Source organism: Streptomyces zhihengii (genome assembly GCF_016919245.1).
Lineage (GTDB): Bacteria > Actinomycetota > Actinomycetes > Streptomycetales > Streptomycetaceae > Streptomyces > Streptomyces zhihengii.
This window is the reverse complement of record NZ_JAFEJA010000002.1, coordinates 718883-733501: the sequence shown is the minus strand read 5'-3', so window position 1 is coordinate 733501 and position 14619 is coordinate 718883. Positions and strand designations below refer to the sequence as shown.

Genomic DNA, 14619 nt, shown 5'->3' with positions numbered 1-14619 from the left:
ACCAGTGTCCATCGGGGATGACAACGTTGTCCAGGCCCTATGCCCGATGCCACACCTTCCCATACCATCGGACGCGTCCCCCGACCCCCGACCGAAGGCGCCTCGTGGCCGAAACGACCCGCCCCCAGCCCGTGACGGGCCCTCCCGGCGGCGCCGAGCCGCGTTATGGCAACCGGCCGACGATGAAGGACGTGGCGGCGCGTGCGGGGGTGGGGCTCAAGACCGTCTCGCGGGTGGTCAACGCAGAGCCGGGCGTCACTCCGGACACCGAGCGCCGGGTCCAGGAGGCCATCGAGTCCCTCGGTTTCCGCCGCAACGACAGCGCCCGGGTGCTCCGGAAGGGCCGCACGGCGTCGATCGGGCTGGTCCTGGAGGACCTCGCCGACCCGTTCTACGGCCCGCTGAGCCGGGCGGTCGAGGAGGTCGCCCGGGCGCACGGCGCGCTGCTGATCAACGGTTCCAGCGCGGAGGACCCGAGCCGTGAGCAGGAGCTGGTGCTGGCGCTGTGCGCGCGGCGGGTGGACGGTCTGATCGTCATCCCGGCGGGCGACGACCACCGCTACCTGGAGCCGGAGATCAAGGCCGGTGTGGCCACCGTGTTCGTGGACCGGCCGGCCGGGCGGATCGACGCGGACGCGGTGCTCTCCGACAGCTTCGGGGGCGCCCGCTCGGGAGTGGCGCATCTGATCGCCCACGGGCACCGGCGCATCGCCTTCATCGGCGACCAGCCCCGCATCCACACGGCCGCCGAGCGTCTGCGCGGCTACCGCGCGGCGATGGCGGACGCCGGCCTCACGATCGACGACTCCTGGGTCTCGCTCGGCTCCACGGCCCCGGACCGGGTCCGCGACGCGGTGGCCGCGATGCTGGCCGCGCCGGAGCCGGTGACCGCGATCCTCGCGGGCAACAACCGGGTCACCGTGACCGTCGTGCGCCACCTCGCCACCTGTGAACGGCCGGTGGCGCTGGTCGGCTTCGACGACATCGAGCTCGCGGACCTGCTCGGCATCACGGTGATAGCCCAGGACGCGGCGGCCCTCGGCCGCACCGCGGCGGAGCGGCTGTTCCGCCGCCTGGACGGCGTGAACGAGGCTCCCCGCCAGGTCACCCTCGACACCACGCTGATCCCGCGCGGCTCGGGCGAGATCCTGCCCGCCGGCTGAATCCGCCGCGCGGGCCGTGTGCTCCGGTTCCGGAGCGGAGCACACGGCGACCGCGGCTACTGGGCGGAGGCGGTCAGGTCTCCGCGCCGGGGTACGGCGAAGGCGTCGAGGTCGGCGCGGGTCAGGCCGGTGAGACGGGCGACCTCCGCGCCGTCCAGGGCGCCGCAGTCGATGCCGCGGAGCAGGTAGGAGCTGAGGGCCTTGGCGGTGGCGGGCTCGTCCATCACGTCGCCGCCCGTGTGGCCGGCGTAGGCCGCGAGGCGCGCGGCGGCCTGCTCGAAGCCGCCCCGGTAGAAGGCGAAGACGGCGGCGTAGCGGGTGGGGAGATGGCCCGGGTGCATGTCCCAGCCCTGGTAGTAGGCGCGGGCGAGGGCGCGGCGGGTGAGCCCGTAGTGCAGCCGCCAGGCGTCGTGGACCTTGGCGGTCGGTCCTACCGGGAGCACGTTGGTGGAGCCGTCCGACACCCGTACGCCGGTGCCGGCGGCGGCGACCTGCATGACGGCCTTGGCGTGGTCGGCCGCGGGGTGGTCGCTGGCCTGGTGGGCGGCGGAGACGCCGAGGCAGGCGCTGTAGTCGAAGGTGCCGTAGTGCAGTCCGGTCGCCCGGCCCTCGGCCGCGTCGATCATCCGGGCGACGGTGGCGGTGCCGTCGGGGCCGAGGATGGACTGGCTGGTCTCGATCTGGATCTCGAAGCCGATCCGGCCGGGCTCCAGGCCGCGCGCCTTCTCGAACTCCTCGACGAGGCGCACCATGGCGCCCACCTGCTCGGTGTAGGTGACCTTCGGCAGGGTGAGCACCAGCCCGTCCGGCAGGCCGCCGGCCTCCATCAGGCCCGTCAGGAAGACGTCGAGGGTGCGGATGCCCCGGTCGCGCACGGCGGCTTCCATGCACTTCATCCGGATGCCCATGTACGGGGCGGCGGTGCCCTGCGCGTACGCCTCGGAGATCAGCCGCGCGGCGCGCGCCGCGTCCGCGTCCTCGTCGGTGCCCGCGTAGCCGTCCTCGAAGTCGACGCGCAGGTCCTCCACGGGCTCGCGCTCCAGCTTGGCCCGCACCCGGTCGTACACGGGCTCGGCCAGCTCGTCGGGGAGGCCGAGGACGCCGGCGAAGGTGCGGGCGTCGGGGGCGTGTTCGTCGAGCGCGGCGAGCGCCTGGTCGCCCCAGGAACGCAGGGTGCCGGCGGCGAAGACGTCGCCGGGCACGTAGACGGTGTGGACGGGCTGGCGCGTGCCGGGATCCCCCGGATAGCGGCGGGCGAGCTCGGCGTCCACCGGTGCGAGGGAGGCGCTGATGCCCTCGCTGACCGCGCCCGCGAGGCTCGTCGCCACCTTCTCCTGCTGACCCATTCCCACACCCTCCGCACACGTCGGCGTCCGTGTTTCCGCTCCACGGAATCAACATTCTGTTGAATTAAGCTATCGGGCGGCCGTGACCTGCGTCAATGGTGCGTGACACGCGGCAGGGGCCGCGCGGTGGTGTCACCGTGCGGCCCCTGTCGGGTGTGTGCGTGCCGGGGGATCAGCCCTTGCGGGTGTTGATCTCCTCGGTGAGCTGGGGGACGACGTCGAAGAGGTCGCCGACGACGCCGTAGTCGACGAGGTCGAAGATCGGGGCCTCGGCGTCCTTGTTGATCGCGACGATGGTCTTGGAGGTCTGCATGCCGGCCCGGTGCTGGATCGCGCCGGAGATGCCGGAGGCGATGTACAGCTGCGGGGAGACCGACTTGCCGGTCTGGCCGACCTGGTTGGTGTGCGGGTACCAGCCCGCGTCGACCGCGGCACGCGAGGCGCCGACCGCCGCACCGAGGGAGTCCGCGAGCGCCTCGATGACCGCGAAGTTCTCCGCGCCGTTGACACCCCGGCCGCCGGAGACCACGATCGCGGCCTCGGTCAGCTCCGGACGCCCGGTCGACTCCCGCGGCGTACGCGCCACGACCTTCGTCCCCGTCGCCCGCTCCGAGAACGACACCGACAGCGCCTCGACCGCACCCGCGGCCTGCGCCGGCTCCACGGCGGCCGAGTTCGGCTTCACCGTGATGACCGGCACACCCTTCGAGACGCGCGACTTCGTCGTGAACGAGGCGGCGAACGCCGACTGCGTGGCGACCGGACCCTGCTCACCGGCCTCCAGGTCCACCGCGTCGGTGATCAGACCGGAACCGATCCGCACCGCCACACGCGCCGCGATCTCCTTGCCCTCCGCCGACGACGGCACCAGCACCGCCACCGGGGACACCGCCTCGACCGCCGCCTGCAGCGCCTCCACCTTCGGCACCACCAGATACTCGGCGAACTCCGGCGCGTCCACCGTCAGCACCCGCACCGCACCGTGACCGGCCAGCACCGACGCCGTCTGCTCGGCACCCGCACCCACCGCGAGCGCCACCGGCTCACCGATCCGACGCGCCAGCGTCAGCAACTCCAGCGTGGGCTTGCGGACCGCACCGTCCACGTGATCGACAAAGACGAGAACTTCAGCCATGGGACAACACTCCTGCTGTGAACGAAGAAAAGAGGGGGGACGAGAGAGACGGGGGCCTCGGACGAACCTCGGCCCGCCGGGCCGCGTCAGACGAACTTCTGACCCGCCAGGAACTCCGCGAGCTGCTTGCCGCCCTCGCCCTCGTCCTTGACGACCGTGCCCGCCGTGCGCGCCGGGCGCTCGGCCGCCGAGTCGACCGCGCTCCACGCACCCGCGAGACCGACCTCGTCCGCCTCGATCTCCAGGTCCTCCAGGTCCCAGGACTCCACCGGCTTCTTCTTCGCCGCCATGATGCCCTTGAACGACGGGTAGCGCGCCTCGCCCGACTGGTCGGTCACCGACACCACCGCCGGCAGCGACGCCTCCAGCTGCTCCGACGCCGTGTCACCGTCCCGACGGCCCCGGACCGTGCCGCCCTCGACCGACACCTCCGACAGCAGCGTCACCTGCGGCACACCCAGACGCTCCGCCAGCAGCGCCGGCACCACACCCATCGTGCCGTCCGTCGACGCCATCCCCGAGATCACCAGATCGAAACCGGCCTTCTCGACCGCCTTCGCCAGCACCAGCGACGTACCGATCACATCCGTACCGTGCAGATCGTCGTCCTCGACGTGCACCGCCTTGTCCGCACCCATCGACAGAGCCTTGCGCAGCGCGTCCTTCGCGTCCTCCGGACCCACCGTCAACACCGTCACCTCGGCGTCGTCCGCACTCTCCGCGATCTGCAGCGCCTGCTCCACCGCGTACTCGTCCAGCTCCGACAGCAGGCCGTCGACGTCGTCCCGGTCGACGGTCAGGTCATCGGCGAAGTGCCGGTCGCCGGTGGCGTCGGGCACGTACTTCACACAGACAACGATCCTCAGGCTCACGCCGGCTCTCCTACTGCATCGTCTCTACTGGAATCCCTTGTGAACGCAGCATAGGCGTCCTGTGGGGCGGATCCCGGTCGGGGCGGGCCGCGCTCCGAACGAAATATTACTCGTCAGTACACCCGCCCCGACGCCGCTAAGCAAGCGCTTTGCCGTGTGATCTGGCCAACGGCCGGCGGGCTCAGCCGCGCAGGCCGGTGAAACGCCCCTGGTGATAGAGCAACGGGCTGCCGTCGGGGCCGTGTTCGCCGTCCACGACCTCGGCGATGACGATGCTGTGGTCACCGGCGGGAACGCGCGCCACGACCCGGCCCACCAGCACGGCCAGCACACCGTCGAGCACCGGGACCCCGTGCGGGCCCGTCCGCCATCCGGTGGGCCCCGCGAAGCGGTCGATGCCGCTGCGGGCGAACCGGGCGGCGAGGTCCTCCTGGTGTTCGCCGAGTATGTGCACGCCGACGTGCTCGGCCTCGGAGAGCACCGGCCAGCTCGACGCGCCGGTGCCGATGCCGAAGGAGATCAGCGGCGGTTCGGCGGCGACGGAGGTGAGCGAGGTGGCGGTGAAGCCGACGGGCCGCTCCCCCTGCGCGGTGATCACCGCCACACCGGCGGCGTGCCGCCGGAAGACGGAACGCAGCAGCCCGGGCGTGTCCGGTGCGGCGGGAACGGGGGTCGGGGCGGGGGCGGCCGGCGCGGTCCGGGGGGCGACGACGGAGGGGGACGCGGGCCTCGGGGCGGCGGAAGCAGAGGAAAGGGGCGAAGCGGTGCCGAGATCGATCGACGCGGTCATCGAGAGGTCCTTCTGCGGGGTTGGCTACGGGCGGGCTGCGGCTACGGCGGCAGCCCGACAACGCGCGCTCGCGTTACGGGCGAGGTCGACGTGGAGCCGCCCGTGGAGAAGGAGTTCCTGATGCACATCAGCCAGCGTGGCGATGGCTGCCGTGTGCAGTCAAGTACGCGTCAGCATGTGGGACCGACCTCACGGTGGGTCACACCGCTCTGCCGAGCGCCGCGATGACGTCCGCGCGCCGGGGCGCGCCCGCCGCGCGGGTGACGATCCGGCCGCCCGCGTCCAGCACCAGCACGGTGGGGGTGGCGCGCACACCGAGGCGCCGCACGAGGTCCAGATGCGCCTCGGCGTCGATCTCCACATGGGCCACGCCCTCGACCATGGCGGCGACCTCGGCGAGGGTCCGCCGGGTGGCCCGGCAGGGCTGGCAGAAGGCGGTCGAGAACTGGACGAGGGTCGCCCGGGCGCCGAGTTCCCCGCCCAGGTCACCGGCGCCGAGCGCCCCCTCGTCCGCCGCTGTGCCGCCCGTCTCGCCCACGCCCGGAACTCCTCCGTGTCGTTCGTACGTTGTCCCCGTGTCCAGCGCTCCGCGTCACCGGTCGCATTCCCGCCGGCCGGCACGGTGCGCGGCCGGTGCCCGCACCGGTGACGCACTGACGGCGGAACGTGACGAGAATCTCGCCCACGGACCGTGCCAGGGCTGGTCAGCACGCCACGCATGGGGCACGATCGCCCCAAAGCCGAAAACCTACGGCTGCGTAACTTCCACCGGGAGAACCCTCCCCGGGTACGACGAAAGGGTCCTCCCCAGATGGCAGAGCTCGTCTATCGGCCGGTCGTCGGTGCCGCACTCACGATGTTCAAGGCGCTGGACCTGAAGATCGACACCCAGGGCTCCGAGAACATCCCCCGCTCGGGCGGCGCGGTCCTCGTCAGCAATCACATCAGCTACCTGGACTTCATCTTCACCGGGCTCGCCGCACTGCCGCAGAAGCGCCTGGTCCGCTTCATGGCCAAGGACTCGGTCTTCCGCCACAAGGTCTCCGGGCCCCTGATGCGCGGCATGAAGCACATCCCGGTGGACCGCAAGCAGGGCGAGGACGCCTACAAGCACGCGCTGGAGTCGCTGCGCTCGGGCGAGATCGTGGGTGTCTTCCCGGAGGCGACGATCTCCCAGTCGTTCACCCTGAAGTCGTTCAAGTCCGGCGCCGCCCGCCTCGCGCAGGAGGCCGGGGTGCCGCTGATCCCCATGGCGCTGTGGGGCACCCAGCGCGTGTGGACCAAGGGCCGTCCGCGGAACTTCAAGCGCGCCCACATCCCGGTGACCATACGGGTCGGCGAGCCGGTCGAGGCTCCCACCGACCAGTACGCCGGTGCGATCACCCGGCGGCTGCGCGAGCGGGTCCAGGAGCTGCTGGAGGCGGCGCAGCGCGCCTACCCGGTGCGCCCGCGCGACGCCGACGACACCTGGTGGGTGCCCGCACACCTCGGGGGCACGGCGCCGACCCCGGCCGAGGTCCGCGAGAGCCACTGAGCCGTACCCGCCGCGCCCCGTCCCTCGCCGAGGGGCGGGGCGCGCGGTGTTTCCGCGGCCCGCCGGGCGGATGCCGGGGCGCCGGGCCGTCAGAAGTCGGTGGGCAGGGTGCGCCAGAGCGTGCGGCGGTCGGGGGCGGCCCGCAGCGCCGCGAGCACCGCGGGGTGCGGCGCGTCGTGGAGCACCGGGGAGTCCGCCTCGCCGAGTTCCTCGCGCACCCTCCAGGCCAGCCGCTCGGTGTCGAGGGAGAACCGGGCGCCGATCCCCGGGATGCCGCCCCGCGCGTCCTGCCGGTCCCAGCGCGTGCGGCCCGGCAGCCTGACGGCGACGAGTCCGTGGAGCATGGGGGCCGTGCCGTCGTCCTCGGTGAGGCGCTGGTAGCAGAGCGCGGTGGGGATGTCCGCGGCGCGCAGCAGGGCGGCGAGGGCGTGGGACTTGGCGTGGCAGATGCCGTGCCCCTGGGCCAGGACGTCGGAGGCGCGCCAGGTGACCCGTTCCTCGCCGATGTCGGCGGAGTGGGCGATCCGGTCGCGGATGTGGTGGTAGGCGGCCTCGGTGTATGTGTATGCGTCGCTCGTCTGCGCCCGCAGGGCGGCCACGGTGCTCCGCACCAGCGGGTGAGAGTGGTCGACGGCGTCGCTCGCGGCGGTGTAGGCGGTGATCGAAGGATGGGCGCGGATCATGTCCATGGCGCCCGAGCGTACGAACGCGGCCGGCCGGTCGTCAATGGATTTCCGGTCGGCCGCATTTTTATGCACACTGCACTCCTGTGCGCGGCGCGGGTCAGCGCGCCATCTCCTCCTTGAGCGCCTGGACGAAGGCGTCGACGTCGTCCTCGGCGGTGTCGAAGGAGCACATCCAGCGCACGTCGCCGGCGGCCTCGTCCCAGAAGTAGAACCGGAAGCGCTCCTGGAGCCGGCGGGACACCTCGTGCGGCAGACGCGCGAAGACGGCGTTGGCCTGCACCGAGTGGAGGATCTCCACCCCGTCGACCGCGCGCACGCCCTCGGCGAGGCGCTGCGCCATCGCGTTGGAGTGGCGGGCGTTGCGCAGCCAGAGGTCCTTGGCGAGCAGCGCCTCGAACTGCACGGAGACGAAGCGCATCTTGGAGGCGAGCTGCATCGACAGCTTGCGCAGATGCTTCATGTGGCTGACGGCGTCCGGGTTCAGCACCACGACCGCCTCGCCGAAGAGCATGCCGTTCTTCGTGCCGCCGAAGGAGATCACGTCGACCCCGGCGGCGTTGGTGAAGGCGCGCATCGGCACGTCCAGCGAGGCCGCCGCGTTGGCTATCCGGGCGCCGTCGAGGTGCACCTTCATGCCGTGGCCGTGGGCGTGGGCGACGATGGCGCGGATCTCGTCCACCGTGTACACGGTGCCCAGTTCGGTGTTCTGGGTGATGGACACGACCTGGGGCATCGCCCGGTGCTCGTCGTCCCAGCCGAACGCCTGCCGGTCGATCAGCTCGGGGGTGAGCTTGCCGTCCGGCGTCGGCACGGTGAGCAGCTTCAGTCCGCCCATCCGTTCCGGGGCACCGCCCTCGTCGACGTTGATGTGCGCGGACTCCGCGCAGATGACCGCGCCCCAGCGGTCGGTCAGGGCCTGCAGCGCGGTCACGTTGGCGCCGGTGCCGTTGAAGACCGGGAACGCCTCGGCGCCCGCGCCGAAGTGGCTGTGCATGATCCGCTGGAGGTGGTCCGTGTAGTCGTCCTCGCCGTAGGCGACCTGGTGGCCGCCGTTGGCGAGGGCGAGCGCGGCCAGGATCTCGGGGTGGGCCCCCGCGTAGTTGTCGCTGGCGAATCCGCGGACGGTCGGGTCGTGACGACGCCGGGCGTCGGTCTTCACGGTGCGGGGGTCAGCCACAGACGCTGTCCATTCACTTCCTGGGCGGGCCGGTCCCAGACGCCGGCGATGGCGTCCGCCAGATCCGTCACGTCCGTGAAGCCCGCGAACTTCGCATTCGGGCGCTCGGCGCGCATGGCGTCGTGCACCAGTGCCTTGACCACCAGGATGGCAGCCGACGCCGCCGGGCCGCTGTCGCCCCCCGCCTTGCGGAAGGAGTCGGCGAGGGCGAGCGTCCACGCCTCGGCGGCGGCCTTGGCGGCGGAGTAGGCGGCGTTGCCGGCGGTGGGCTTGGTCGCGCCCGCCGCGCTGATCAGCACATAGCGTCCGCGGTCGCTGCGCAGCAGCGCGTCGTGGAAGGCGAGCGAGGTGTTCTGGACGGTGCGGATCAGGAGCTTCTCCAGCAGCGCCCAGTCGGCCGGGTCGGTGGCGGTGAAGCCGGAGCTCCCGCGCCAGCCGCCGACGAGGTGGACGACGCCGTCGATCCGGCCGAACTCCTTCTCCGTCTTGGCCGCCCATTCGCGGGTGGCGGCGAGGTCGAGCAGGTCGACCGTGTCACCGGTGACGGTGGCGCCGCCATGGGCGTAGCGGGCGGCGTCCACGGCCTCGGCGAGCCGCTCGGCGTCCGCGTCGGAGGCGACGACGGTCGCTCCGGCGTCGGCCAGTCTCAGCAGGGCTGCCCGGCCGGCGGGCCCCGCCGCGCCGGCCACCGCGACGACCGCACCCTCGAGTGCCCCGCTCGTGTCGCTGTTCATGGTCGCCTCCTGGGTCGTCGAGGTCACGCGGCAGCTCCGGAAGCCTGCCCGGCGCCGGTGGCACCGGCGCCCCGGGGAGCCGAAGCGGCGGTGATGCCCTTGGTGGAGGCGATCACGGTCTTCAGCTTCTTGGCAAGCGCCTCATAGAACATGCTGAGCGGAAACTCGTCGGGGAGCACGTCGTCGACCAGCTTGCGCGGCGGCAGCGACAGGTCCAGGGCGTCGGGACCCTTGGCCCAGCGGGAGCCGGGGTGCGGGGCGAGGTAGGTGGAGACCAGCTCGTACGCGGCGAACCAGTGGACGAGCTTGGGGCGGTCGATGCCGTCGCGGTAGAGCTTCTCGATCTCGGCGCACAGCTCGTTGGTGACCTGCGGCGCCCGGTCCCAGTCGATCTTGAGGGTGTTGTCGGTCCAGCGGACGACGTCGTGCTTGTGGAGGTAGGCGAACAGGAGCTGGCCGCCGAGCCCGTCGTAGTTGCGGACGCGGTCGCCGGTCACCGGGAAGCGGAACATCCGGTCGAAGAGCACGGCGTACTGGACGTCGCGGCCGTGGCGGTTGCCCTCGGCCTCCAGCTTCACCGCCTCCTTGAAGGCGGTGAGGTCGCAGCGCAGCTCTTCCAGGCCGTACATCCAGAACGGCTGGCGCTGCTTGATCATGAACGGGTCGAACGGCAGGTCGCCGTGGCTGTGGGTGCGGTCGTGGACCATGTCCCACAGCACGAACGCCTGCTCGCAGCGCTGCTGGTCGCCGACCATCTCGCGGATGTCGTCCGGCAGCTCCAGGCCGAGTATGCGCACCGACTCCTCGGTGACGGCGCGGAAGCGCGCGGCCTCGCGGTCGCAGAAGATGCCGCCCCAGGTGAAGCGCTCGGGGGCCTCGCGCACGGCGATGGTCTCCGGGAAGAGGACGGCCGAGTTGGTGTCGTAGCCCGCGGTGAAGTCCTCGAAGGTGATGCCGCAGAAGAGCGGGTTGTCGTAGCGGGTGCGCTCCAGCTCCGCGAGCCACTCGGGCCAGACCATCCGCAGCACGACGGCTTCGAGGTTGCGGTCCGGGTTGCCGTTCTGCGTGTACATGGGGAAGACGACGAGGTGCTGGAGGCCGTCCGCGCGGCCGGCGGCCGGGTGGAAGGCGAGCAGCGAGTCCAGGAAGTCGGGCACGGCGAAGCCGCCGGCCGCCCAGGTGCGCAGATCCGCGACGAGTGCGCGGTGGTAGGCCGCGTCGTGGGGCAGCAGCGGGGAGAGTTCCTCCACCGCGGCGGCGACCCGGGCCACCGCGTCCTCGGCGGCCTTCCTGGCGGGCGCACCCTCGGCGTCGAAGTCGATCGAGCCGTCGGCGGACTGCCAGGGGCGGATCTCCTCGACGGCGTTCTTGAGCACCGGCCAGCTCGGGTGGTCGACCACCCGGCCGGTGCCGGTCGTACCCCCGGCAGTCGCGTCCTGCACAAGAATTTCCGTCATGTCACTTCCTTCACGGGAGAACCTCGCGTCAAGACACCGTATCCATGGGGCGTTCTCCTGGACAAGGGGAACCAGGGAAATTATCCTGCCAGACCCCCCATGTCACCGAAGTATTTGCGGCATCTCACGGTTTGCGCGGTCGGTTCAAGGGAAAGTCGCTCGCTTCCCGCCCCCGGGCCGTCACCGTCCGCGACGCCCCGCACGCAGCTTCCGGAACTCCCGTCGCACCTGCCCTGCCCGGGCGGAGGAACACCTTCCGGACACCCCGCGCGGGAACGGTTCCGTCCTGGGGAGGGGCCGTTAGGCTGCGACCGAGCCGCGCGGTCGAGCCGGTCCATCGCGCGGGAGCCGCCGTCGACGGAAGCGAGAAGACCTTGACTTTCCTCACCATCGGTCACCGCGGGGTCATGGGCGTCGAGCCGGAGAACACCCTGCGCTCCTTCGTCCGGGCCGAGCAGTGCGGCATGGACGCCATCGAGCTCGACCTCCATCTCACGAAGGACGGCGCGCTGGCCGTCATGCACGACGCCGACGTGGACCGCACCACCGACGGGAGCGGCGCGGTGGCCGACAAGACGCTCGCCGAGCTGCGTCAGCTCGACGCGGGCGGGGGCGAGCGGGTGCCCGTCTTCGACGAGGTGCTGGACGCCGTGTCCGCGCCGCTCCAGGCGGAGATCAAGGACGTGGCCGCCGCGCACGCCCTGGCCCAGGTGATGCGGCGGCGCGACCTCGTGCCGCGGGTGGAGGTGTCGTCCTTCCACGACGACGCGATCGCCGAGATCGCGACCCTGGTCCCCGGGGTGCGCACGGTGCTGATCGCGAGCCGCTGGGGCTCGGACGTGGTGGACCGGGCGAAGGCCGCGGGAGCGGCGGCCCTGGCGCTGAACATCCGCAGACTCACGCTGGAGACGGTGGAGCACGCCCACGGCGAGGGCCTGCGGGTCATCGGCTGGGTGGTGAACACCCAGGAGCAGCTCCGGCTGGCACGGGCCCTGGAGCTCGACGGCGCCACCACCGACCACCCCGAGATCCGCCGGACGGGCCGGTTCACCGCCTGATCAGGGCAGCGGTCCCCGCATTGCCCGGTCGGCCGCGGTTCCTCACCGCCCGATCCGGGCCGCGGTCTCTTCACCGACCGGTCCGCACCGTGGTCCCTTCACCGCCCGGTCCGGGCCGCGGTCTCTTCACCGACCGGTCCGCACCGCGGTTCCTTCACCGCCCGGTCCGGGCCGCACGGCAGGCCGGCCTGCCGGCCGGATCAGCCGAGCCGCTTCACCAGCAGTTCGAAGGCGAGGTCGTCGCGCTGCGGGATGCCGAAGCGCTCGTCGCCGTACGGGAACGGGCTGAGGGTGCCCGTACGGCGGTAGCCCCGGCGCTCGTACCAGGCGATCAGTTCCTCGCGGACGGTGATCACCGTCATGTGCATCTCGCGCACGCCCCAGCTCAGGGCCGCGCGGCGCTCCGCCTCGGCGATCACCGTGCGGCCGAGCCCCGCGCCCTGGAGGCCCGGGCGGACGGCGAACATGCCGAAGTACGCGGCGTCGCCGCGGTGCTCCAGCTGGCAGCAGGCGACCAGCGTCCCGTCGCGCTCGGCGACCAGCAGGCGGCTGCCGGGCGCGGTGATCACCTGGGTCACGCCCTCGGTGTCGGTGCGCCGCCCGTCGAGGATGTCCGCCTCGGTGGTCCAGCCGGTCCGGCTGGACTCCCCCCGGTACGCCGACTCGATCAGCGCGACGAGCCCGGGCACGTCGGCCGGGACGGCGTCGCGGTAGGTGAGTTCGCCGCGGTCCGGGGAGGTGGCGGTGTCCATGGGCGGCTCCGTTCCTGCTGGGTGCCGGCGGCACGGGTGGTCTGCGGACGAGCGTAACGCCCCTGCCGGCACGGTCCTTCGGCCGCCCCCGGTGGTGGTGCGCGCCCGCTCGCGCTCCCCCAGTACGCCTGTGCGCTCGCGTAGGCGGCCATGGGGCGGGCATCGCTTCCCTGGTGGGCGCGGGACGCCCGTCCGGTACACGGTCGAAGGGGGAAGGCGCGTGCACCAACCGACGGTGCCCGGCTGGCTGCTGATGGTCTCGTGCCTCGCGACGGGCGCGTACTGCCTGCTGCGGATGCGCAGATGCCGGGGACCCGCGCGGGAGGCGGCCGGGGGCGAGGCGCTGATGGGGTTCGGCATGGCCGCGATGGCCGTGCCGGCCGCCGTGCTCACCCTGCCGTCATGGCACTGGGCGGTGTACGCGGCGGTCTTCGGCGCCGCGGGGGCGCGGGCGCTGTGGATGCTGCGCGGCGGCGGACACCAGCACCATCTGCATCATCTGGTGAGCTGTCTGGCCATGGTGTACATGGCCGCGGCCATGAGCGGGCCGGCCGCGGCGGGCCACACCGCACACCTCTCCGGCACCCCGGCGGGCCCGCCCCTGCTGACGGCCGTGCTCCTGCTCTACTTCGCCGGCTACGCCCTGCACGCGGGAACCAGGCTGGTGCCCGTGCACGTCGCGGGCGCCTCCGGGCCGGGCGTCCCGCAGGCTCCGGCCGGCGGCTGGGGAGGGCGGCCGGAGGTGGCCGTGGCCTGCCGGCTGTCGATGTCCCTGGCGATGCTGGCCATGCTGCTCGCCCTGTGAGACGGCCCGCGGGCAAACGTGGTGTGCGTCACTTGCGCGGCAAGGCCGTACCCCTGGGTAGTCCGCACTTCTAGGCTGGAACCCATGATGGTCTCGCTCGCGCTGCTGCTGCTCGGCGCCGTGGCCGCCGTCGTCGCCCCCCGGCTGATGATGCGCGGCGACTGGGCGGAGCGTGAGCCCGTCGTCGCCCTCTGGGTCTGGCAGTGCGTGGTGGCGGCCGTGCTGCTCTCCTTCGCCCTCTCCATGGTCTTCAGCGCCGCCGCGGCCTGGCAGCTCGTGCGGGGCCATGTCTTCGCCCCCGCGCCGCACGGCGTCGTCGAGGCGTACGCGCTCGGGGCGATCGGCCCCTGGTCGGCCGTGCTCGCCGTCGTCCTGGCCTGCGGAGGGCTGTGGACGGCCGCCATGCTCACCCGCGAGATCCTCCGCTCCGGCGCGCGGCGCCGCGCCCGGCGGCGGGACCTGCTGGTGCGCTCGCCGCTGCTGCCCGGCGAGGAGCCCGGCGACGCGCCCCTGGTGGTGCTGGAAGGCGAGCGCCCCGACGCCTGGTGGCTGCCGGGAGCCGCGCCCCAGCTCGTCGTCACCACCGCCGCGCTGCGGCGGCTCAAGGGACGCCAGCTCGACGCGGTGCTCGCTCATGAGGAGGGGCACGCGAAGGCCCGGCACGACTGGCTGCTGCACTGCTCGGCGGCGCTGGCGGGCGGCTTCCCGCAGATCCCCGTCTTCGCCGCGTTCCGCGACGAGATGCACCGGCTGGTGGAGCTCGCCGCCGACGACGTGGCCTCGCGCCGCTTCGGCCGGCTGACCATCGCCCTCGCGCTCGTCGGACTCAACGAGGAGAGCGGCGCCTTCGGCCCGTGCCCCGTCCCCGGGGGCCAGGTGCCGCAGCGGGTGAACCGGCTGCTGAGCCCGGTCCCCCGGTTCACCGCGGGCCGCCGGCTGAGGGTCACCGCGGCGGCGGCGCTGGTGCCCGTGGTCCCGCTGTTCGTCGCCTTCGTGCCGGCGCTGCACGCGCTGCGCTGACGGCCGCGCCCGGCGCCCGCCCCTCCGCGTCCGTCCCAGGACGCGGCGTCCTCCCGTCCGCGCGCGGTGAGAAGCACCGGTCCGCAGCGG

The 14619-nt window shown here is 72.7% G+C and carries 15 protein-coding genes; 5 read left to right on the top strand and 10 right to left on the bottom strand.

What is annotated here, in order from left to right; all coding sequences use genetic code 11:
• The first annotated feature begins 182 nt into the window (after window positions 1-182).
• On the top strand, window positions 183-1163 hold the full coding sequence (locus JE024_RS31005) for a LacI family DNA-binding transcriptional regulator (RefSeq protein WP_244883578.1): 981 nt from the start codon (window positions 183-185) through the stop codon (window positions 1161-1163).
• A 56-nt stretch (window positions 1164-1219) separates the two neighbouring features.
• Here the strand turns inward: JE024_RS31005 and JE024_RS31000 are convergent, their stop codons facing one another.
• The 5 genes from JE024_RS31000 to JE024_RS30980 form a co-directional block, all read right to left on the bottom strand.
• A complete protein-coding gene (locus tag JE024_RS31000; RefSeq protein ID WP_205377215.1) occupies window positions 1220-2509 on the bottom strand; it encodes a DUF6986 family protein in 1290 nt (429 codons plus the stop codon).
• Window positions 2510-2681: 172 nt separating this feature from the next.
• Window positions 2682-3644 (bottom strand): electron transfer flavoprotein subunit alpha/FixB family protein, encoded by a 963-nt coding sequence (locus JE024_RS30995; RefSeq protein WP_205372291.1) that lies wholly within the window; start codon window positions 3642-3644, stop codon window positions 2682-2684.
• A gap of 86 nt (window positions 3645-3730) precedes the next feature.
• A complete protein-coding gene (locus JE024_RS30990; protein WP_205377214.1) occupies window positions 3731-4516 on the bottom strand; it encodes an electron transfer flavoprotein subunit beta/FixA family protein in 786 nt (261 codons plus the stop codon).
• 181 nt (window positions 4517-4697) lie between these two features.
• Complete coding sequence (locus JE024_RS30985) at window positions 4698-5306, bottom strand: flavin reductase family protein (protein WP_205377213.1); 609 nt, start codon at window positions 5304-5306, stop codon at window positions 4698-4700.
• Window positions 5307-5505: 199 nt separating this feature from the next.
• Window positions 5506-5844, bottom strand: a complete 339-nt coding sequence (locus tag JE024_RS30980) for a thioredoxin family protein (RefSeq protein ID WP_205377212.1) — start codon at window positions 5842-5844, stop codon at window positions 5506-5508.
• Window positions 5845-6117: 273 nt separating this feature from the next.
• Between JE024_RS30980 and JE024_RS30975 the strand changes: the two genes are divergently transcribed.
• Window positions 6118-6840 (top strand): lysophospholipid acyltransferase family protein, encoded by a 723-nt coding sequence (locus JE024_RS30975; protein WP_205377211.1) that lies wholly within the window; start codon window positions 6118-6120, stop codon window positions 6838-6840.
• An 89-nt stretch (window positions 6841-6929) separates the two neighbouring features.
• Here the strand turns inward: JE024_RS30975 and JE024_RS30970 are convergent, their stop codons facing one another.
• The 4 genes from JE024_RS30970 to JE024_RS30955 all read right to left on the bottom strand — a co-directional run bounded on the left by JE024_RS30970 (window position 6930) and on the right by JE024_RS30955 (window position 10894).
• Window positions 6930-7529 carry a transglutaminase domain-containing protein gene (locus JE024_RS30970; RefSeq protein ID WP_205377210.1) on the bottom strand — a complete coding sequence of 200 codons (600 nt, stop codon included), beginning with the start codon at window positions 7527-7529 and terminating at the stop codon, window positions 6930-6932.
• A gap of 94 nt (window positions 7530-7623) precedes the next feature.
• Complete coding sequence (locus JE024_RS30965; RefSeq protein WP_205378439.1) at window positions 7624-8685, bottom strand: threonine aldolase family protein; 1062 nt, start codon at window positions 8683-8685, stop codon at window positions 7624-7626.
• A complete protein-coding gene (locus JE024_RS30960; RefSeq protein WP_205377209.1) occupies window positions 8682-9437 on the bottom strand; it encodes an SDR family NAD(P)-dependent oxidoreductase in 756 nt (251 codons plus the stop codon). Before JE024_RS30960 ends, JE024_RS30965 begins: the two co-directional genes overlap by 4 nt.
• Before the next feature lie 23 nt (window positions 9438-9460).
• Window positions 9461-10894, bottom strand: coding sequence for a DUF6421 family protein (locus tag JE024_RS30955; RefSeq protein ID WP_205377208.1), 1434 nt, complete (start codon window positions 10892-10894; stop codon window positions 9461-9463).
• Window positions 10895-11301: 407 nt separating this feature from the next.
• Here JE024_RS30955 and JE024_RS30950 point away from each other — a divergent pair, with 407 nt between their 5' ends.
• Complete coding sequence (locus tag JE024_RS30950; RefSeq protein ID WP_205378438.1) at window positions 11302-11952, top strand: glycerophosphodiester phosphodiesterase; 651 nt, start codon at window positions 11302-11304, stop codon at window positions 11950-11952.
• A 200-nt stretch (window positions 11953-12152) separates the two neighbouring features.
• Here JE024_RS30950 and JE024_RS30945 read toward each other — a convergent pair whose 3' ends face one another.
• Window positions 12153-12704: a GNAT family N-acetyltransferase gene (locus JE024_RS30945; RefSeq protein ID WP_205377207.1), complete on the bottom strand. Its 552-nt coding sequence runs from the start codon at window positions 12702-12704 to the stop codon at window positions 12153-12155.
• A 220-nt stretch (window positions 12705-12924) separates the two neighbouring features.
• Between JE024_RS30945 and JE024_RS30940 the strand changes: the two genes are divergently transcribed.
• Window positions 12925-13509, top strand: coding sequence for a DUF5134 domain-containing protein (locus tag JE024_RS30940; RefSeq protein ID WP_244883276.1), 585 nt, complete (start codon window positions 12925-12927; stop codon window positions 13507-13509).
• 84 nt (window positions 13510-13593) lie between these two features.
• Window positions 13594-14529 (top strand): M56 family metallopeptidase, encoded by a 936-nt coding sequence (locus JE024_RS30935; RefSeq protein ID WP_205377206.1) that lies wholly within the window; start codon window positions 13594-13596, stop codon window positions 14527-14529.
• Window positions 14530-14619: the final 90 nt, after the last annotated feature.